We start from the raw sequence: 19,083 nt of genomic DNA, 5'->3' as shown, positions 1-19,083 counted from the left end.
TTGGAGTCCATGAATTTTTTCAACAATACCTTTTTTTACATAAAAATAAATAGCTATTATAATGATAAATAAAACAATGATAGATATTATAAATACAATAAACATTAAAGAGTTAGCTGGTTTTTCTACAGATTTTTTAGGAGCTATAGTAACAACACTCCAAAAATCTTTAGAACCTTCCCATAGATTGAAATTTATAAGTTGAGCTAAATTTTCTTCACCTGTTGATGCAGGTATAAAGACGAATAATCCGTTTTCTTTAGAATTTTGCAAATCCAATATTTTTTGTGCACTTGGATGAGGGTTGATTTCTGTGATAATTTTGCCTACATATTCAGCTTTTGGACTTGAGATAATTAAACCTCCATTGGAAATTAATAAACGCTGATCGTTTGCGAATAAGCTTTTTTTCGGATCATTTAATTCTTCTCTTAATAAATCTATGCGAACAAGCATTCCTATTGCACCAATAAGCTTATCATTTTTTCCAAAAATAGGGAGGGCGATATTAACTAGAGATATTTTTTCTCCACCTACAGAGTAATCTTTAGGTCTTCCAACTGCTGGTTGTTTGGTTTGTAAAACTTTAGTAATAGAATTTTGTTGCATAATTTCATCTTCGGCTTGAAGAAATTTTACAGAACCTTTTTGTTGAGGATTTTCATCCTTAGCTAGAAGCAAAAATTGACCTGATGGTGTAAAATTTAGAGGATTTTTTTCTCCGTGATATTGGTTAAGATGGATATATGCATAATAAGTCCAAGAATTTGAGTCTAGCATACTACTTAACAAAATTTTTAAATCTTCTATATCTAGATTTTCATCTTTGCTTGCAAAATTTTTAATAACTCCTTGTGCTGTTTCAAGTGTTGAATATGCATTTTGAGTAATTGCTTGAATTCCATTGGCATACCTATTGGCACTACTTAATAGGAGTTTATAGGCTTCAGTATTAAGCATTTGATAGCTTTTTGAAACTATGACTGTTGATAAAATTCCTATACCAATAAAAACGACAAAGGATAATATTAAAATCATTTTTATGGTTAAATTTAATTTTTTGAACATCTTTTACCTCTTTTATTTTTGTGTATTTTAAGTAAAAATACTATCTTGCATTTTTTAATATTTTTTTATCTTTTTATTAACATCTTAGCTTTTTCCCATAATCTTACCCCTAATTCTTTTGCGTTGTTTTTATCTAAACTTTTATATTTATGACTTGCAAGTTTTTCAAGCTCGCTTAGCTCTTTAGCTAAGTTATTAAGTTTGTTTTGTGCTAATTTACTAAAATCATCAATTTTTGGATTTTGTTTAATTTCATTTATTTTAATAAGGATTTGTTCTCTATTTTCTTGTATAAGGCGTTTAAATTTAGCAAATAAAGTGTCAAATTTATTTTCTAATAAATCTTTAAGTATATCTTTTACAGGGTTATTAAGTTCTAATGATATTTTTTTAAGCATTTGAATAAATTCTTGCTCTATGTCTATAAGTTCTTTTTCTTTGTTTTTTAAATCATGTTCTAAAGCGCTATATGCAAAACTTGCTTTAAATTTTTCAATCGCCAAAGAAATTCCTTCTTGCGTTCCATAAATACTTCCTATGCATAAATCATAAGCAAAAACTTTTGATTCATTAGCAAGTTCAAAAGCTGCATTTAAAATCACTTGAGAGATTTTTAAAATTCTTTCTTTTTCAAAACTTCCTTCGCAAATTGCATTAAAGACTAAATTTTTAGCAATCTCACAAGAAGTAAGTTCTATATTTTCGCCTTTTTCTAAAGTTGTAATAAAAGCGCTTTCAGCAGTTTCTTTTAAAAGACCTAATATTTCTATATCATAAAGCATAGCATCATTGATACTTATATTAAATTCATTTAAATTTAAATCTTTTAAAGTCTTTTCTAAGTCAAAAAAATTATCGCAAATTTTGTGTTTAATGGTGTTTTTTTGTTCTTCAATTTTTGTTTTTAATTTGCTATATTCATTAATATAAGCAAAAAATGTTTTTTTATCTTCTTCCACTCTAGCTTTGATGATGCCTTGGATTATTCTAGAAATATTTTCTTCATTTATAAGTTCAAGTTTTTCTAATACTTTAGAAAAGATGGCAAAAAGTTCTTCATTGCTAGTATTTTCAAAACTAATTTTTTTATAGCTTAGATTAAAAACAAGTTCGCTGATTAAGCTTGGAATTTCATTTTTTTCACAAGCTAAGAGAGAATTTTCAAAAATAATGGCTAAATTTTTCATAGTTTTCCTTTTTATAGTACAAATTTGGCTTTGCTTTTTAATTGGTTAAAAATATTTAAACGATCACTTTTACTATCGACATAAACACTTAAAAGATAGCTTTTATATGTGCCTTGCTTGCTAGTATTTGAGATTTTGTATTTAAATTCTCTTTCATTAAGTATTTGAGTGAAAACTTCTAAGGCATCAACACCAGCTTCAAAAACGACTTTATAGTCCCAAAAAGTAGGATAATTTATAATAGGTTCTTTTTTAAGATCGCAAATATTTACCACTTTTTCCTCCTTCCTTGCTTTCTAAAACTATATCAGTAATTTGCATACTTTTATCAATAGCTTTAACCATATCATAAATAGTTAAAAGTCCAATGCTAACAGCTGTTAAGCTTTCCATTTCTACTCCGGTTTTTCCTTCACATTTTATGGTTACGAAAAGTTTAAAAGAGTATTCTTCTTTGTTTTCTTCTATATGAGTTTGTACTTTTGAAATCATTAAGGGATGACACATTGGAATGAGATTTGAAGTTTGTTTAGCTCCCATGATGGCTGCTATGATAGCAGTTTGTAAAACAGGTCCTTTTTTAGCTTTGTTTTCAACGATAGCTTCAAATGCTTCTTTGCTCATATATATTTTACCACTTGCACAAGCTTTTCTTTGAGTAATATCTTTTTGACTTACATCTACCATTTTGGGATGGTTTTTTTCATCTAAATGCGTTAAATTCATATTTTTCCTTGAGTAAAGTTTGAAAAATTATACCAAAATGTATCTTTTTATATTAAAATACTACTAAAAAATTTTAAAGGATTTATAATGGCTTATGATGATGAAGAATTTGAAAATTACGATGATGAAATGTATGATGAAACAGATGATGATACTTATGCAAATAATCAAAGATCGTATAATTATGATGATGATGATTATGAGTATGATGATGATTATAGCGATGATGATACTTATGAGATGGATTAAGAGTGAGTAAAAATCTTGGTAAAAAAGATATAAAATTTTAGGTCTTTCTTCTTTGAGAGAGACCTTGGAATTTTGGTATTTTTTGTAAATTATATTTCTAAAGATTTTTTCTTGAAAATTAAGCCCATTTTTTTTACAAATATTTAATAATTATAGGATTTTTGCTGTAGGATATTTAGCTAAGTTACTTTGGTGCTATAGCAATGGTGTATTTTGATGATAAATTTGGTCGTAAAAGTTAGTAATACCCAACGCACATACTCTCAGTAATTTTAATACGTTTTTCTAAAGGAGTAGGGCTAAAAAAATGACATTTTTCGATATAGATATTACAATTATAATCTAAATTTAAAAAATCGTAAAATGCCTTTAAATTTACAAATTTAACTCCACAAACCTCTTTAATATCTAAGATTTTATAAATTTGAGAGTTATTTTTTTCTACTAAATGGGAGGGAGCTAAAGTGGTAAATGAGCAAAAAGCACTTGCTAATACAAAGCCATTTAAGTTTTCACATTTTTGTATGAGATGTTGATGTTTTTTTAAAATACTTTTTTTGTGTAAAAATACCACCCTTGTGCCTTGATAGCGTCCTGCTTGAACATTTTTCCAAAATTTATAAGCATTTTTTGAAATTTTTGCTAGTTGATGTAATTGTATATTTAAAACATAATCATCTAAAAATTGATTGGGTGGTAAAATAGTATAAGTCATATTTTTTCTTTTAAAGTTTTTTGAAATTATACTAAAAATTAACATTTATCTATATTTTTAATTTATAAATTTATTACAATTATCAAAAATTATTTTTAAGGAAAAATATGAAATTTGAAACTATTAACCATGATGGTATTAAAAAACTTATGGATATTTTTTATGCAAAAATTAGAGTTGATAAGAATTTGGGACCCATTTTTAATGAAAAAATTGGCACAGATGATGAGAGTTGGAAAAAGCATAAAGAAAAAATAGCAAGTTTTTGGGCAGGAATGTTTTTAGGTGATCCAAGTTATAGTGGTTCTCCTTTAAGAGCTCATCATGAACTACCTCCATTTCCAAGAGAATTTTTTGACATTTGGCTTAACTTATTTGATGAGAGTTTGCAAGAAGTTTTTGAAGATGAGCCAAGAAGTATCATCATAGAAAGAGCTAGAATGATAGCCCAAAGATTTCAAATGATTATTTATGATCATAGATTTGCTTAAGAGTTACAAAAAACTCTTAGCGATAGTTAAAGGTATATAAATTTTCGCTACGAGAGTATTGGTAGCTATATTTTCCATCAAGATATATTACCAGACGATAATATCCTTTGTGTGATCCAAAGACAACTTTTTTAACCTTTGCTGTATTTACTTGCAGTGTTTTAGTATTGAAATTTTGTTTTTTTGCAAAATCTATAATAATTTTAGTTGGATCTCCTATGGATAAATGTCTTAACATTTTATCTTCGGTTTTAATGTTAATTTTGTTATTATAAAAACTAATAGAAATAAAATTATATATATTTCCACTGAAAAGTGGTGTTTCTATGTTAACTGTAGTGTTGTTTTCTTCTGCTTTTGTATTTTTTACTCCTTGCTCTTGTGGCACAGTAACAGAAACATCAAGTATAGGAGTAGCATTTGGGCTTTTTGATTTTACGAAAGAGTAGGTGTCGTGCCAATTAATGCTTTTGTATATATCTAAGGTTGTTTGTTGTTCAGAACCATCAAGATTGATATAGGTAATGGTAATGTTTTTTAAAATTCTTGCATCAGAATTAAAATTAAAATCTTGCCTTTGAAAAGGACTGAGTTTTACAAATTCAGTATTTTGTTGCTGTAAGTTATTATCAAAAGGATTTTCTTTTGCGTTTAAACACACACAAGAAAGTAAAAATAATATAAAAAAATTAATTCTCATGCGAATTTTCTCCTTTAAGTCTTAAAAGTTGCAAATATTCTTTTTGAGCTTGAGCATTTTTAGCTTTTAGTTCTTCAATATTTTTCTCTAGATATTTTTTTTCATTTTTTAAACTTAATAAAACATCTAGTGAAGATTTACCAAAAAACATATTGCCAAAATACATCGCAACGATAATAGCTACAAATGATAATGCAATAGTTTTGATGAGTTGGTGACGAGCCTCCTTTTTTTTGGAATGCTCATCATACTCTTTTAATAAGTCACTCAGAGTTTATCTCCTAAATACTCATCATTATCAAGTTCAATTTCTAATAAGCGATTATATTTAGCAGTTCTCTCACCTCTTGCTAGAGCTCCTGTTTTGATTTGTCCTGTATTAAGCGCTACTGCAAAATCAGCTATAAAAGCATCTTCGCTTTCACCACTTCTATGACTCATAATACATCTATAATTATTTCTATGAGCTAACCTTACTGTTCTCATAGTTTGAGTGATTGTTCCGATTTGATTAGGTTTGATCAATACAGCATTTGCCATATTTTTCATAATACCTTCTCTTAAAATATCTTCATTAGTTACAAATAAATCATCACCCACAAGCTGAACTTTATTACCAAGCTTTTGAGTGAGTTTAATCCAACCTTTATAATCATCTTCAGCTAAACCATCTTCAATGCTAAAAATTGGATATTTGGCACATAATTCTTCATAACGCGCGATTAGGTCTTCACTTGAGAAAACTTTACCTTCTAAGTGATATTTACCATCTTTGTAAAGCTCGCTACTTGCTACATCTAGTGCTAGTTTGATTTTATTTTCATAGCCTGCTTTTTTAATACAAGTCATTAAAAGATCAAGTGGTTCAGTATTATTTGCTAAATTTGGTGCAAAACCACCCTCATCACCTAAAGCAGTAGAGTGACCTAAGCTAGCTAGTTCTTTTTTTAATACTGCATAAATTTCACAAACTGATCTTAACCCTTCTTTAAAGCTTGAAAAACCAAAAGGCATGATCATAAATTCTTGAAAATCTACGCTATTATTTGCGTGTGCGCCACCATTTATTATATTGCACATTGGCACAGGTAATACGCTTGCATTTGCTCCACCTAAGTAACGATATAAAGGCACTCCAAGTGCATTAGCAGCAGCGCGCGCTGTTGCCATAGAAATTCCTAAAGTTGCATTTGCTCCTAGGTTGGAATAATTTTTTGTCCCATCAAGTTCTAAAAGAGTATTATCTAGCTGAGTTTGATTAAATGCATCAAGCCCTATAATGTTTTCAGCTATGGTGCCATTGATATTTTCAATAGCTTTTAAAACACCTTTTCCACCAAATCTTTCATCATTGTCTCTTAATTCTAAAGCTTCTTTTTTTCCTGTGCTTGCACCACTTGGAACGATAGCACTACCCACACTACCATCGCTTAGCATGATTTCAGCTTTAATGGTAGGATTGCCTCTACTATCTAAAACTTCAAAAGCTCTTAAATCTTCAATAATCAACATTATTCTTCTCCTTCATCGTCTTCTTTTGCGCCCAAAATCATACTATCTATACCGATTGAGTTTTGTATAGCTTGAGTGATTTCATCTGCAATAGCTGGATTTTCTTTTAAAAAGGCTTTGGCGTTTTCTCTACCTTGACCAAGCTTAGAAGCCTTGTAAGAAAACCATGCACCACTTTTATCAATAATATCAAGTTTTACACCATAATCTATTAGCTCGCCTTCACGACTTACACCCTCGCCAAACATTACATCAAATTCAGCTTGTTTAAAAGGAGGGGCTACTTTGTTTTTAGCTACTTTTACTTTAACGCGGTTTCCAATAGGCTCGTCGTTTTGTTTTAAAGTTGCTGTTTTTCTTACATCTAAACGCACTGAAGCATAAAATTTTAATGCATTTCCACCAGTGGTTGTTTCAGGTGTGCCATAGCCCATCATACCTATTTTCATACGAATTTGATTGATGAAAATTACAGTAGTGTTCATTTTATGAACGATACCGGTTAATTTTCTTAAAGCTTGGCTCATTAATCTTGCTTGAAGACCTACATGCTGATCTCCCATATCACCTTCAATTTCTGCTTTTGGGGTAAGCGCAGCAACACTATCTACTACTATTAGATCAATAGCCCCGCTTCTTGCTATAGTTTCAACGATTTCTAAGGCTTGCTCTCCAAAATCTGGTTGAGAGATGTAAAGATTTTCTGTATCAACACCTAAATTTTTTGCATATCTTACATCAAGAGCGTGTTCAGCATCAATAAACGCACAAACTCCGCCTTTTTTTTGACATTCTGCGATGATGTGTAAGGTAAGTGTAGTTTTACCTGAACTTTCAGGTCCATAAATTTCTATAATTCTTCCTTTTGGAACCCCGCCTATACCCAAAGCTAAATCAAGTCCAACAGAACCTGTAGGAATAGAATCAATTTTTTCAACTTCTTTATCGCCAAGTCTTAAAATAGTGCCTTTTCCAAAGGTTTTATCAAGACTTTTTAAGGCTGCATCAAGTGATTTTCTTTTATTATCATCCATGCTTATTAATCCTTTTATAATATGTTTAAAATTGTATCAAAAAGAAATTTAATATAAGTTTTTATTTTGAATTTTGCTAAAATACTTTTTTAGATTTTTAAGGAAAAAAATGAATAAAAAAATTAGCGTAGCACACTCTCCTGATGCTGATGATATTTTTATGTATATGGCGATTAAATTTGGTTGGGTTGGAAATACTTATGAGTATGAAAATACAGCCTTGGATATACAAACTTTAAACGAACTTGCATTAGAAAATATATACGATGTTAGTGCGATATCTTTTGCACTTTATCCTTTGATAGCTAGTGAATATGCCTTGTTAAAAACTGCTGTGAGTTTTGGTGAGGGTTATGGGCCAAAGCTTATTAAGAAAAAAAATAAAAAATTAAAGCCAAATTTTAAAGTTGCTTTAAGTGGAGCACACACTACTAATGCTTTAATCTTTCGCATAAAATATCCACAAGCTAGAATAATTTATAAGAATTTTTTAGAGATTGAAAAGGCTGTTTTAGAAGATGAAGTTGATGCAGGAGTGCTTATACATGAGAGTATTTTAGAATTTGATTCAAGTTTATGTGTTGAGGCTGAACTTTGGGATGTTTGGCAAGAATTAGCCAAAGATGATTTGCCTTTACCTTTGGGTGGTATGGCACTTAGAAGATCTTTACCACTTAATGATGCCATAGCGATTGAAAAAGATTTGATTAAGGCAGTAAAAGTAGCGGATAATAATAGAAAAATCTTAGCTTCCATGCTTTTAGAGCGAAATTTAATACGCGTAGATGCACAAAAACTTGATGTGTATTTAAATTTATACGCAAATAAAAATTCTATTAATATGAATGATAAACAATACAATGCTATAGATAAGCTTTTTGAGCTTGGGTATAATCATGGATTTTATGAGAAATTAATAAAAAGCAAAGATTATCTTATACCTAGTGAGTATGAAGAATTTAGAAATTCTTGATAAAATTTGAATTTTAAGGAGAAAATATGGAAAGTACTTTAGTAGCCTTGGGTGTACAAACTTTTAAAATCACACTTATGCTTTCTTTGCCTATGCTTTTGGCAGGGCTTATTGCAGGGCTTATTATAAGTATTTTTCAAGCTGTAACGCAAATTAATGAAGCTACGCTTTCTTTTGTACCAAAAATTTTACTTGTTGTTGTGGTAATAGTATTTTTAATGCCTTGGATGATAAGTTCTATGATTGATTTTACAACGAATATTTTAAATCAAATTCCAAGCTTTATTCGATGATTGTTGATTTTTCTAGGTATTCTTCTGTGCGTATAGGTGCGAGCTTTGAAGTGCAAGTACTTGAAGAGCCTTGCGAATTTAATGGTTTTTTAATAGGCGGGGCAAATAATCTTTTAATCTCTCCAAAACCCAAAAAATTTGGAATTTTAGGGAAAAGTTTTGATTATATTAAAATTTTAGAGCAAAATGAAAAAGGTATGTTTTTAGAGATAGGTTCTAGTGTGAAATCCTTTAAAATGTATCATTTTGCTAAAGAAAATAACTTAAAAGGCTTTGAATTTTTAAGAAATATCCCAGGAACTTTGGGTGGTATTTTAAAAATGAATGCAGGGTTAAAAGATGAGGATATTAGTAAAAACTTAATCAGTATTTGCACTTTTAATCAAGAAATTTTAAAACAAAATATTGCTTTTGCTTATAGATTTAATCCTATTAAAGAAGTAATGTTTAGTGCAAAGTTTTTTTTAGAATATGGATTTAACCTAGCCAAAGATGAGTTTTTAAAAAATGCAAGAAAAAATCAACCCAAAGGTGCTAGCTTTGGCTCCATTTTTAAAAATCCTAAAAACGATCATGCAGGAAGATTGATAGAAGTAGTTGGTCTTAAAGGTTTTAGTAAAAATGATGCGATGTTTAGTAATGAACATGCAAATTTTTTAATCAACAAAAAACATGCTAGTTTTGATGACGCTTTATTTTTGATAGAGCTTGCTAAAAAAAGAGTTTTTGAAGAATTTGGGATTATTTTGGAAGAAGAAGTGGTGATTATATAGTATTTTTAATATCTTCATAAACAATTTTAGCTATTTCTTGGACTAATTCTTGATAAGATTTATTTTTATCGTTTGTGCTAAATTGAGTGCTGATAGTAAGGATTTTATGATCTTTTAATTTTTTTGTTTTAGCATTAAAAAGTTTGTATTCTATGTCGGCTTTGACTTCAAAATTGGAAAAAAGCAAGAAATTTTGTTGGCTTGCTTGAATACTTTTTAAATCTAGCAAAATAATAAAATCAGCCTTTTTAAAACGATTGAATTCTAAAAACTCACTTGCATTAATGAAATTTTTATTTGCTTGTAAGATATTTTGACTGTTGATATAAGTTTGATTTTCTTTTTGACTAAGCAAGGCAAAATTATTTTGCTCATTTAAAATAGCACTTAATGCTTTTAGCGTGTCTTTTGCCATGGTTTTGGCATCAATTTTTAAATTTGAAAAATAAAAATTATATTCTTTTTCATAGCTTGGCACTAAAGCTAAGGTGCTAATATATGAGAGTTTATCATAATTTATGTTTTGTTCAAGATTGATGATATTAAAATCATCGTTATTTTGTAATTTGATGATTTTTTTATTCGCAAAAGAGTTAGCATAAATAGCACTTAAAAAACACAAAAACACTAAAAAAAATCTCACTAAAAACCTTTTAATTTAAATTCGTTCTTAGCAAAAGCTATAAAACTTGGAAGTTTAAAATCAGGACTATTATAATCTAAAGCCTTTTTGTCAAAATCGTATAAAATTCCACCATTTTGTTTGACTAAAAAATCTCCCGCGGCTATATCCCAAGCTTTTGGACCACCAAAACGCGGATAAATTCCGGCTTTTGCTTCAAGTAAATATACAAATTTCAAAGCAGATGAAACCTTAATACCTTCAAGATGATTTTGAATAAAAAAATCTTCATTATTATCATGATTTTTAGAGTAAAGGGCTATATTTTTAACTTTTTCGTATTGTTCTAAGTTAAGATTTAAAATTTCATTATTTTTATAAACTTTAGTATGGGTATGTGCATAATAAAATGCATTATTTTCCACATCACTTATAAGTGAAAGTATAGGGGTGTTTTTGCGGATTAATGCAATTAAAACGCAATATTCTTTATCTTTTTTGGCATAAGATTTAGTGCCATCAAGCGGATCTATAAGCCAAAAATATTCTAAATTTTTTCTTTCTTCATAAGAGAGTATATTTTCTTCAGAGCATATAGCTATATCGCTTGAAGCTAAAATTTCACTAATAGCTTCATTGGATTTTATATCAGCTAAACCTACCGGAGAATCATCATCTTTAAGCCATAAAGTATTTTTGTCTTTATATTCAAGCAATACTTTAGAGGCTTCTTTGCCTGCCTTTAAGGCTAATTCTAAAAGTGTGTCTAAATTTTCCATAAAATAAAGTATAACAAGTAAAAATAAATACTTAGTAGAATTATTTTCTACTAAGATTATTGATAAATTTAATCAAACTAATAGCTAAAATTGCTTCAAGTAAAGCAGTAAGCACTAACCCTGAATATATGTCTTGAGTAATGATATTGGTTTGATAAGAAAGTGTAGCTACTGCGATGAGTAAGGTTAGTGGCATAGAATGACTTAAGCCAAATAAAAAGGTATTTTTTAAACCAAGTATTTTGAAAAAAGTCATAGCACAAAGTATTCTTAGTCCTATCATAAAAGCAGTTAGTGAAAAAGCTATGATTAAAACTTGAGGGTTTAAAAGCATTTGGAGTTTAAAGCTTGAACCTATGTAAATAAAAAATATAGGGATTAAAAAACCATAACCAAAACTAGAAAGCTTATGCTCTAAATCTTTTTTATGATCAAAAAAAGTAGCTATAAATGAACCAGATATAAAAGCTCCAAGTGCAACTTCAAGTTTAAAATAAATCATAATCGCAACTATGGCTATGAAAATTGCCATGCAAAATCTTATATCTTTTTCATTTTGATCTTGCCAAGGCATAAGTATAGTTTTAAGCTGTGGATACCACCAAAAAAGCACTTCTAAAAATTTAAATCCAATAATGCAAAGTGCTAAAAATCCTACCAAGTATAATAAATTTTGAGTGAGTGAAAAAATATCAGCACCTTTTCCTAAAAATGCCGCAGCTATGGTAAGTAAAACTATACTTACAACTTCAGCCAAAGTAGCCACTACCATGGACACATTAAGCCACTCGCAGTTTTTACCAAAGTCTCTATAAAGCGTTGAGAGTAATCCCACACTCATAACAGGTATGATAATAACAAAAATATAAGAAATATCTATACTTTCAACCGCTAAAATACTAATAGCATATAAAAGTATAATGTATATAAAAGCTTTATTGAGCAAACTTCTTTCTGTGTTTAAAAAGGTTTTAAGATTAATCTCCATACCCGCAATAAACATAAGATAATAAAATCCCGCATTAGCTAAAAGCTTAAAATTTTCACTTTCCCCTATAAAACCTAAAAATCCTATAAAAGAACCAAGCATGATTTCAGTGGCTGAAAGCGGGAGTTTTAAAAATTTAGCAATATAAGGTGAAGTAAGCAAACATCCTGCCACGACTAGTAAAATTTTTAAATCCGTAGCAGCTTGAGCATCAATGGCATGAGCTAGCAAAGCTAAATCCCATTTGTTTTAGTTTTTGTATGTCCTTGCTAGGTTCTTCGCCTTTAGTTGTAAGATAATCACCTACTACTATAGCACTAGCTCCTGCGTCAAAAATTTCATATTGTCTTTCTTTTAGCACTACTTCTCTACCACCTGCTACCATAATATGTGCATTTGGTAAGTCTTTTTTAGTATCTTTGATGATATTTAACGCCTCATCAGCATTTAATAAGTTTTGCTTGAGTTTTAAATTTTCATTTGGTATGAAAAAATTAATAGGCGAGGAAAAAGGATCAAGCTCTTTTAAACTTGCTCTAAAACTTTTTCTATCAGCTTCATTTTCTCCAAGACCATAAATTCCGCCACAACAAAGCATTAAGCCTACTTCTTTAGCATAAAGATTAGTTTGAAATCTTTGCTCCCAAGTATGCGTAGAGCATATGTTTGGGAAAAATTCTTTGGAAGTTTCTAGATTATGATTATAAGAAAAAATTCCTGCTTTTTTTAATTCTTTGAGTTGTTCTAAATTTGCTATACCATTACAAGCTATGAGTAAAAGTCCTTCTACTTCTTTTTGCACTGCATGAGCTACTTTACACACATATTCAAGTTTTTCATCATCAAGTCCAGCGCCTGCTGTGACCAAACAAAAGCCCAAAGCTTCATTTTTCTTAGCTATTTTAGCTTCTAAAACAATTTGGTCTATATCTTTTCTTTTGTATTTGTTGATATTAGTTTTCACATGAGCACTTTGAGTGCAGTATTTGCAGTCCTCACCGCACCCTCCACTTGCTATATTAGATATAGCACAAAGCATGATTTGCATTAAATTTCCTTTTTGATTTTGCATTTTAAGCACTCTAAAAATGTGCCTTTTTTAAGTTCTTTGATAATCAAAGTTTCGCCACATTTGCTACATTTTTCTTCACTTGGTTTGTATTTGCTTATATAGTTGCATTTTGGATAAGCACTACAGCCATAAAATTTACCACGCTTAGAAAAACGCTCTACGATCTCACCTTCTTGACAGCTTGGGCATTTTACGCCTATGGTGTTGAGTTTTTTCTCGCTTTTTTCTTCATTTTGTGTTTCTTGTTTTAAATTTCTTGAGTATTTGCATTTTGGAAAATTTAAACAAGCTATAAATTCTCCATATCTTCCTTTTCTTATAGCAAGCTCTCCACCACAATCAGGGCAGGTTTCATCTAGCTTTGTGAAAGTTTTTTGGCTTTTTATGTTTTTTTTACCCTCATCAATTTTTCTCATAAAAGGAAAATAAAACTCTCTTAAAACTTCTTGCCAGTCCATTTTACCTTCTGCAATGATATCAAGTTTATCTTCCATTTTAGAAGTAAAATCACTATCTACTATATCGCTAAAGTTTTGTTCTAAAACTTCTGTTACGACAAAGGCTATTTCATTAGGTATGATTTGCTTTTTATCTATATGTACATATTCTCTTGCACTAAGTAAAGAGATGGTTGGAGCATAAGTTGAAGGGCGTCCTATACCAAGATTTTCTAGCTTTTTAACAAGTCCAGCTTCAGAGTATCTTGAAGGTGGCTCGGTAAAATGTGAGTTTAATTCTATATTTTGGATATTTAGTGTATCTTCTAGTTTTAAATTAGGTAAAATTTTATCTTTGTCCATATCTCCATATACTTTATAATGCCCATCAAATAAAATTTTTCTACCACTTATTTTAAAACTTGCTTCATTTGATTTTACATAGACATTTTGAGTTTGAGAGATAGCAGGATTCATTTGTGAAGCTAGGAAGCGATTGTATATTAAAGTATATAGCCTTGCTTCATCTTTTTCTAAAAACTCACTTGCAAGTTTTGGAGTAAAACTAAGATTAGTCGGTCTTATAGCTTCATGTGCTTCTTGAGCGCCTTTGCTTTTAGTAGTATAAATATTTGCTTTGCTTGGTAAGTATTCTTTGCCAAAATCATTTTTGATAAGTTTTCTTACTTCTTCTAAAGCTTCTTTTGCGATGTTTAAGCTATCAGTTCTCATATAAGTGATCACACCCATAATGCCTTGATGTGTTTTTACACCCTCATAAAGTTTTTGAGCGATCATCATGGTTTTTTTAGGGTTAAAACCTAGGCGATTGCTCGCGCTTTGTTGCAGGGTTGAGGTCATAAAAGGCGCTTGTGGGGCTATTTTTCTATCTTTGCTTTCTATGTCTTTTATTTTAAAACTAGCATTTTTGCAAGCTTCAAAGATGAGTTTGGCTCTATCTTCATTGGTTAGACTTAGTTTTTCTATCTTTTGATTTTGAAACTCAACTAATTCAGCTTGTAAGTCTTTTTCAAAAATCATATCTATGCTAAAGTATTTTAAAGGAATAAAAGCTTTGATCTCTCTTTCTCTATCGACGATGATTTTTAAAGCTGCACTTTGCACACGCCCTGCACTTAAGCCTTTTTGAATTTTTTGATTAAGTAAAGGGCTTAGTTTATAACCTACTATGCGATCAAGTAAGCGTCTAGTTTGCTGAGCATTGACGCTATTTACATTTAAGGATCTTGGATTTTTTAAAGCATTTTCTATAGCACTTTTAGTAATTTCATGAAAAACTATGCGTGGCAGAGAATTTTCATCTTTATTAATAGCCTTAGCTATGTGATAAGCTATGGCTTCACCCTCGCGGTCTTCATCGGTTGCAAGATAGATGGTTTTAGCTTTTTTAGCTTTTTCTTTGAGTTCTTTTACTAAACTTGAATGATCATTTGAAATTCTATATTCAGGTTTAAAATTTTCATCTTCTATTTTTATACCAAAGCTAGTTTTAGGTAGATCTCTAATGTGTCCTTTAGAGGCTATTACTTCATAGTCTTTACCTAAAAAATTACCTATGGTTTTAGCTTTAGCAGGTGATTCTACTATGATTAAATTTTTCATTATTTTCCTTGTGAGGATTAAAATTAGTAAAAGTGTATAAAAAAAAGTTAAATTTTTTGCTTAGAAAAGAAGAAAAGCCCACCAAAAGGTGAGCTTAGGAAATCGTAAGTTGACTACTGAAGTAATCTTAATACATTTTGAGAAGCTGCATTTGCTTGAGCCATAGCATAAGATCCACTTTGAGCTAGAATGTTAGCTTTAGAGTAGTTTGCGCTTTCGCTCGCAAAGTCAACATCTCTAATTTGTGATTCAGCAGCTTTAACATTAACTTGAGTTACGCTAATGTTGTTAATAGTTGATGTGATTTGATTTTGTGTAGCACCGATGTTTGCTCTAATAGTGTCAAGGTTTGCTATAGCAGTATCAGCTATATCCATAACAGCCATTGCACCTTGTAAGGTAGTAACACCAGCTGATTGTTCTTTACCTGCTGTAGCCATATTTGTCATAGCGTTAAAGCCCATAGCTGAAGCTAAGTCAGCTGAAATTTTTCCTTTTATACTTTCAAGGTTTGTAGTTTGTTCAGCCATAGTTGCTCCAGTTCCAACGCCAGCTTGAGAAGCATTTGTTCCTGAAATGATAATATCGCTACCATCATTTTTTACTAAGGTTAATCTACCATAGTTTTCTTCCGTGATTTGAGTATCTAAAGCTCCTAATGATCCACTTAGTTTGATTCCTCTACCATCGGCTGAGTTCAAAACTAATCTTCCATCTACTATAGAAGCTTCAACCCCTGTTGTATCTTTTTTAGCATTGATAGCAGAAACCAAAGCACCATCTTTATCGTTAGCATCAAAAACAACTTTACCTATAACAACGCCGTTAATTGCAAAATTTGATCCTGTAGAGCCAGCTGTTAGCGCTGCAGAAGATATACTTTGAACTACTGCAGTTGCTCTAACACCTGTTTTGTCAGAAGATTTATTGATTTCAGCTGCTAAAGCACCTAGTCCTGTTCCAACACCATAGGAAATTTTAACAGGTTGGATAGTGTAATCATTAATGCCATCGTAAGACTTGATAGTAAAACCAATTTCATTTGAAGCTGTTACTCTAGCACCTGTTTCAAAACGTGTTTGACCGATTTTACTTGAGTTGGTTGAGCCTATGGTAGCATTTATAGTTTGGTTTGCTTTGTCGCCAATTTGGAATTTTTGGTTAGAAAAAGAACCACTTAGTAATTGTTTACCATTGTAAGTAGTGGTGTTTGCTATGTTATCAAGCTCTTCCATAAGCTTGTTGATCTCACCTTGAATCATCGCTCTAGTTTTTGCTGTTTGACCATCTTGAGCAGCTTGAGTAGCTTTAACTTTAATAGTATCAAGTATTTTTAATTGCTCATCCATAGCTTTATCAGCTATTTGAAGCATGCTGTTTGCATCATTTGCATTGTTAATAGCTTGACCTAAAGTATTGGCCTGAGTTTTTAAGCTATCTGCTATAGCCATACCAGAAGCATCATCTGCAGCTGAATTGATTCTCAAACCTGAACTAAGTCTTGCTAAAGAGCTATCTAACGCTCTTGAGTTCATACCTGCATTTACTTGAGCATTTAAAGATGCTACATTTGTGTTAATACGAAATCCCATTTTAAATCCTTTTAAATATATTCGACACCCTCATGCTGTCGTTTAAACTAAATCGGAAAGAAAATAAAAAGTTTTATATTTTTATATAAAAAAGATTTATATTTTTTGGAACGCTATTTGCTTTTAAGAGGCTAAGCAATATTTTGAAAGGATTTAAAATGGGTTTTAGAATAAACACCAACATAGGTGCAATGAATGCACATGCAAATTCAACTATCACAGCTAGAGAGTTAGATAAATCTCTAGGAAGACTTAGTTCAGGTTTGAGAATCAATTCAGCTGCAGATGATGCTTCTGGTATGGCTATAGCAGACTCTTTGAGAAATCAAGCTGCATCTTTAGGTCAAGCTATTAACAATGGTAATGATGCTATAGGTATTTTACAAACTGCTGATAAAGCTATGGATGAGCAATTAAAAATACTTGATACTATTAAAGTTAAAGCTACTCAAGCTGCTCAAGATGGTCAAACAGCAAAAACTAGAACCATGATACAAAATGAAATCAATCGTTTGATGGAAGAGCTTGATAATATAGCAAATACTACTTCATTTAATGGTAAACAATTGCTAAGTGGAAATTTTGTAAATCAAGAATTTCAAATCGGCGCTCAGTCAAACCAAACAGTACATGCTACTATAGGGCCAACTCAATCAAGTAAAATCGGTCACACTCGTTTTGAAACAGGAAGCAGAGTAACAGCCTCAAGCACGGCAAATTTAGTTTTAAAATCATATGATGGTGTAAATGATTATAAATTTCAAAGCGTTCCTATTTCATATAGCGTTGGAACAGGACTTGGAGCTTTAGCTGATGAGATAAATAAGGTAGCAGATAAAACAGGTGTTAGGGCAACTGCTGTAGTGCAAACTATATCAAGCGGTCCTTTAACAGCTGGTTCTACAGGATCAAATTTTTCTATTAATGGTGTTGTTATAGGTAAGGTTACTTATGAAGCTGGAGATAAAAATGGTGCTTTGGTTGCTGCTATAAATTCTAAAAAAGACACAACAGGGGTTGAAGCTTCTGTGGTGGATGGAAAACTCATTTTAAATTCAGCCGATGGTAGAGGGATTAAACTTAGTGGTTCTATGGGAGCTTTAGATGCTCAAGTAGCAGAAGAAAATTATGGAAGACTTTCTTTGGTTAAAAATGATGGTAGAGATATATTGATTTCAGGCACTAATATATCTCAAGCTGGACTTGGAACTAATGGAAATATGGCTGAAGTAACCGCAAATTTAGAAGATGTTAAAGGACAAATTTCAGCTGATATAGCTTCGGCTATGGGCTTTAATGCTATGAGTACAGCTGATAATATCTCAACTCCAAAAAGCGCTGGTGTAACCACTCTTAGAGGGGCTATGGCTGTAATGGATCTAGCAGATAGTGCTATTACAACTCTTGATAATATTAGAGCAGATATTGGTGCAGTGCAAAATCAAATCACAGCTACTATTAATAACATTAGCGTAACTCAAGTAAATATTAAATCAGCTGAATCTACTATAAGAGATGTTGACTTTGCGGCTGAGAGTGCGAATTTTTCTAAATATAACATTTTAGCTCAAAGTGGTTCTTATGCTATGAGCCAAGCAAATGCCGTGCAACAAAATGTATTAAAACTTTTACAATAGTTAAAGCCCTTTTAAAGGGCTTTAAAATTAACTTTTTTTATCGCTTCATTTTGTATAGTTAAAAAACTAATAAAATTTTCAAGCCATTCTTTATTTACTTTTAGCCATTCTATATTTTTTAAAGCTTTTTCTTCTTCTGTGTTGATTGGTTTGACATAAATAATAGTTAGATTACTCTCAAGATGAAAAAACAAAGGTTCAAATAACTCACTTTTAATAAAAGGATTTTTATAAACTTTTATTTTAAAAGAATCTATTTTTTTAATGAGAGAAAGGATGTTTTTGTTTGATTTATTTTCGAAAGTTTTATCAATTTGAGATAAAAGATTTTTTCCTTGTTGTAGGTATTTTGATAAAATACTTAATTGTTTATCTATGGTAAAATGTGTTTTTGTGATACATTTTTCTAGTTTTTTTTGATTTTTTATCGGAAAAGTAAAATGAGGTTTTGTCTTTTTTAGGAATTCTTTACAAATTGTAGAAAAAGTGATTTCTAATGCACCTTTTATCCTAGCTCCACCTTCTGTGGCATTGTAGGTGGTGATGTTGATTTTTTTAACCAACTCTATATCTCTTTGAAAGGTTTTTCTAAAAATATCCCAACACATATTC

21 protein-coding genes and 1 pseudogene are annotated in these 19,083 nt (G+C 30.6%); 6 read left to right on the top strand and 16 right to left on the bottom strand.

Translation table 11 applies throughout. The annotated features are described in order from the left end of the window. From CAMP5053_RS07185 to moaC, 4 genes are all read right to left on the bottom strand, one after another. The coding region (locus tag CAMP5053_RS07185; protein ID WP_337217563.1) for a PDC sensor domain-containing protein at nt 1–1,068 on the bottom strand (1,068 nt) is incomplete at its 3' end. A gap of 65 nt (nt 1,069–1,133) precedes the next feature. Further along, nucleotides 1,134–2,255 carry a hypothetical protein gene (locus CAMP5053_RS07180; protein ID WP_337217562.1) on the bottom strand — a complete coding sequence of 374 codons (1,122 nt, stop codon included), beginning with the start codon at nt 2,253–2,255 and terminating at the stop codon, nt 1,134–1,136. Between the two features lie 11 nt (nt 2,256–2,266). Next, entirely contained in the window at nt 2,267–2,530 is a 264-nt protein-coding gene (locus CAMP5053_RS07175; protein ID WP_039667882.1) for an HP0495 family protein, read from the bottom strand. Beyond that, nucleotides 2,508–2,981, bottom strand: coding sequence for a cyclic pyranopterin monophosphate synthase MoaC (gene moaC, locus CAMP5053_RS07170; protein WP_214100738.1), 474 nt, complete (start codon nt 2,979–2,981; stop codon nt 2,508–2,510). The genes CAMP5053_RS07175 and moaC overlap by 23 nt, the downstream gene beginning before the upstream one ends. Nucleotides 2,982–3,068: 87 nt before the next feature. Between moaC and CAMP5053_RS07165 the strand changes: the two genes are divergently transcribed. Beyond that, the gene (locus tag CAMP5053_RS07165; protein ID WP_087700905.1) at nt 3,069–3,230 is read left to right on the top strand and encodes a highly acidic protein; all 162 of its coding nucleotides are present in this window, start codon (nt 3,069–3,071) and stop codon (nt 3,228–3,230) included. Nucleotides 3,231–3,468: 238 nt separating this feature from the next. Here the strand turns inward: CAMP5053_RS07165 and CAMP5053_RS07160 are convergent, their stop codons facing one another. Next, on the bottom strand, nt 3,469–3,945 hold the full coding sequence (locus CAMP5053_RS07160) for a cysteine permease (protein ID WP_087700904.1): 477 nt from the start codon (nt 3,943–3,945) through the stop codon (nt 3,469–3,471). A gap of 107 nt (nt 3,946–4,052) precedes the next feature. Here CAMP5053_RS07160 and CAMP5053_RS07155 point away from each other — a divergent pair, with 107 nt between their 5' ends. After that, complete coding sequence (locus CAMP5053_RS07155; RefSeq protein ID WP_087700903.1) at nt 4,053–4,436, top strand: group III truncated hemoglobin; 384 nt, start codon at nt 4,053–4,055, stop codon at nt 4,434–4,436. Nucleotides 4,437–4,452: 16 nt separating this feature from the next. Here CAMP5053_RS07155 and CAMP5053_RS07150 read toward each other — a convergent pair whose 3' ends face one another. The 4 genes from CAMP5053_RS07150 to recA all read right to left on the bottom strand — a co-directional run bounded on the left by CAMP5053_RS07150 (nt 4,453) and on the right by recA (nt 7,682). Continuing rightward, complete coding sequence (locus CAMP5053_RS07150; protein ID WP_087700902.1) at nt 4,453–5,136, bottom strand: AMIN domain-containing protein; 684 nt, start codon at nt 5,134–5,136, stop codon at nt 4,453–4,455. Then, nucleotides 5,126–5,302, bottom strand: a complete 177-nt coding sequence (locus CAMP5053_RS07145; RefSeq protein ID WP_250322464.1) for a hypothetical protein — start codon at nt 5,300–5,302, stop codon at nt 5,126–5,128. The genes CAMP5053_RS07150 and CAMP5053_RS07145 overlap by 11 nt, the downstream gene beginning before the upstream one ends. 101 nt (nt 5,303–5,403) lie before the next feature. Then, entirely contained in the window at nt 5,404–6,648 is a 1,245-nt protein-coding gene (eno, locus tag CAMP5053_RS07140; protein WP_337217561.1) for a phosphopyruvate hydratase, read from the bottom strand. Beyond that, complete coding sequence (recA, locus tag CAMP5053_RS07135; protein ID WP_087700900.1) at nt 6,648–7,682, bottom strand: recombinase RecA; 1,035 nt, start codon at nt 7,680–7,682, stop codon at nt 6,648–6,650. The genes eno and recA overlap by 1 nt, the downstream gene beginning before the upstream one ends. Before the next feature lie 109 nt (nt 7,683–7,791). Between recA and CAMP5053_RS07130 the strand changes: the two genes are divergently transcribed. Genes CAMP5053_RS07130 through CAMP5053_RS07120 form a run of 3 tightly spaced genes read left to right on the top strand, consistent with a single transcriptional unit; the run spans nt 7,792 to nt 9,721 of the window. Then, entirely contained in the window at nt 7,792–8,655 is an 864-nt protein-coding gene (locus CAMP5053_RS07130; protein ID WP_337217560.1) for a menaquinone biosynthesis family protein, read from the top strand. A 26-nt stretch (nt 8,656–8,681) separates the two neighbouring features. Beyond that, nucleotides 8,682–8,948: a flagellar biosynthesis protein FliQ gene (gene fliQ / locus CAMP5053_RS07125; protein WP_012660903.1), complete on the top strand. Its 267-nt coding sequence runs from the start codon at nt 8,682–8,684 to the stop codon at nt 8,946–8,948. Beyond that, entirely contained in the window at nt 8,945–9,721 is a 777-nt protein-coding gene (locus CAMP5053_RS07120; RefSeq protein ID WP_261530459.1) for a UDP-N-acetylmuramate dehydrogenase, read from the top strand. The genes fliQ and CAMP5053_RS07120 overlap by 4 nt, the downstream gene beginning before the upstream one ends. Here the strand turns inward: CAMP5053_RS07120 and CAMP5053_RS07115 are convergent. From CAMP5053_RS07115 to CAMP5053_RS07090, 6 genes are all read right to left on the bottom strand, one after another. Continuing rightward, nucleotides 9,714–10,364, bottom strand: a complete 651-nt coding sequence (locus CAMP5053_RS07115) for a hypothetical protein (RefSeq protein ID WP_214126518.1) — start codon at nt 10,362–10,364, stop codon at nt 9,714–9,716. The two genes, CAMP5053_RS07120 and CAMP5053_RS07115, sit on opposite strands and share 8 nt — an antisense overlap. Beyond that, nucleotides 10,364–11,122, bottom strand: coding sequence for a 3'(2'),5'-bisphosphate nucleotidase CysQ family protein (locus CAMP5053_RS07110; RefSeq protein ID WP_214100734.1), 759 nt, complete (start codon nt 11,120–11,122; stop codon nt 10,364–10,366). The genes CAMP5053_RS07115 and CAMP5053_RS07110 overlap by 1 nt, the downstream gene beginning before the upstream one ends. Nucleotides 11,123–11,162: 40 nt before the next feature. Continuing rightward, complete coding sequence (locus CAMP5053_RS07105; protein WP_087700895.1) at nt 11,163–12,341, bottom strand: cation:proton antiporter; 1,179 nt, start codon at nt 12,339–12,341, stop codon at nt 11,163–11,165. Further along, nucleotides 12,322–13,158 carry a biotin synthase gene (locus tag CAMP5053_RS07100; RefSeq protein WP_337217564.1) on the bottom strand — a complete coding sequence of 279 codons (837 nt, stop codon included), beginning with the start codon at nt 13,156–13,158 and terminating at the stop codon, nt 12,322–12,324. The genes CAMP5053_RS07105 and CAMP5053_RS07100 overlap by 20 nt, the downstream gene beginning before the upstream one ends. Beyond that, entirely contained in the window at nt 13,158–15,242 is a 2,085-nt protein-coding gene (topA, locus tag CAMP5053_RS07095) for a type I DNA topoisomerase (RefSeq protein WP_250325633.1), read from the bottom strand. The genes CAMP5053_RS07100 and topA overlap by 1 nt, the downstream gene beginning before the upstream one ends. A 113-nt stretch (nt 15,243–15,355) precedes the next feature. Beyond that, nucleotides 15,356–16,834, bottom strand: a complete 1,479-nt coding sequence (locus tag CAMP5053_RS07090; protein WP_337217559.1) for a flagellin B — start codon at nt 16,832–16,834, stop codon at nt 15,356–15,358. Between the two features lie 158 nt (nt 16,835–16,992). On the opposite strand from CAMP5053_RS07090, the gene CAMP5053_RS07085 reads away from it, so the two are divergent. Further along, nucleotides 16,993–18,471, top strand: a complete 1,479-nt coding sequence (locus CAMP5053_RS07085; protein WP_337217558.1) for a flagellin B — start codon at nt 16,993–16,995, stop codon at nt 18,469–18,471. Nucleotides 18,472–18,482: 11 nt separating this feature from the next. Here CAMP5053_RS07085 and CAMP5053_RS07080 read toward each other — a convergent pair. Further along, nucleotides 18,483–19,083 (bottom strand): annotated as a pseudogene (locus CAMP5053_RS07080) (hypothetical protein); the annotation flags it as partial.

The sequence above is a fragment of the Campylobacter sp. S4:11 genome (assembly GCF_024723695.1).
In the GTDB taxonomy this organism is placed as follows: domain Bacteria; phylum Campylobacterota; class Campylobacteria; order Campylobacterales; family Campylobacteraceae; genus Campylobacter_D; species Campylobacter_D jejuni_C.
Note: the sequence above shows the minus strand (reverse complement) of the source record. Positions and strands in the feature narration are given on the sequence as shown.

Coding starts and splice junctions, on each gene's coding strand:
- CAMP5053_RS07180 (WP_337217562.1), bottom strand. CDS start 2,255: ATGAAAAATTTAGCCATTATTTTTGAAAATTCTCTCTTAGCTTGTGAA.
- moaC (WP_214100738.1), bottom strand. CDS start 2,981: ATGAATTTAACGCATTTAGATGAAAAAAACCATCCCAAAATGGTAGAT.
- CAMP5053_RS07165 (WP_087700905.1), top strand. CDS start 3,069: ATGGCTTATGATGATGAAGAATTTGAAAATTACGATGATGAAATGTAT.
- CAMP5053_RS07160 (WP_087700904.1), bottom strand. CDS start 3,945: ATGACTTATACTATTTTACCACCCAATCAATTTTTAGATGATTATGTT.
- CAMP5053_RS07155 (WP_087700903.1), top strand. CDS start 4,053: ATGAAATTTGAAACTATTAACCATGATGGTATTAAAAAACTTATGGAT.
- CAMP5053_RS07150 (WP_087700902.1), bottom strand. CDS start 5,136: ATGAGAATTAATTTTTTTATATTATTTTTACTTTCTTGTGTGTGTTTA.
- CAMP5053_RS07145 (WP_250322464.1), bottom strand. CDS start 5,302: ATGTATTTTGGCAATATGTTTTTTGGTAAATCTTCACTAGATGTTTTA.
- eno (WP_337217561.1), bottom strand. CDS start 6,648: ATGTTGATTATTGAAGATTTAAGAGCTTTTGAAGTTTTAGATAGTAGA.
- recA (WP_087700900.1), bottom strand. CDS start 7,682: ATGGATGATAATAAAAGAAAATCACTTGATGCAGCCTTAAAAAGTCTT.
- CAMP5053_RS07130 (WP_337217560.1), top strand. CDS start 7,792: ATGAATAAAAAAATTAGCGTAGCACACTCTCCTGATGCTGATGATATT.
- fliQ (WP_012660903.1), top strand. CDS start 8,682: ATGGAAAGTACTTTAGTAGCCTTGGGTGTACAAACTTTTAAAATCACA.
- CAMP5053_RS07120 (WP_261530459.1), top strand. CDS start 8,945: ATGATTGTTGATTTTTCTAGGTATTCTTCTGTGCGTATAGGTGCGAGC.
- CAMP5053_RS07110 (WP_214100734.1), bottom strand. CDS start 11,122: ATGGAAAATTTAGACACACTTTTAGAATTAGCCTTAAAGGCAGGCAAA.
- CAMP5053_RS07100 (WP_337217564.1), bottom strand. CDS start 13,158: ATGCAAATCATGCTTTGTGCTATATCTAATATAGCAAGTGGAGGGTGC.
- topA (WP_250325633.1), bottom strand. CDS start 15,242: ATGAAAAATTTAATCATAGTAGAATCACCTGCTAAAGCTAAAACCATA.
- CAMP5053_RS07090 (WP_337217559.1), bottom strand. CDS start 16,834: ATGGGATTTCGTATTAACACAAATGTAGCATCTTTAAATGCTCAAGTA.
- CAMP5053_RS07085 (WP_337217558.1), top strand. CDS start 16,993: ATGGGTTTTAGAATAAACACCAACATAGGTGCAATGAATGCACATGCA.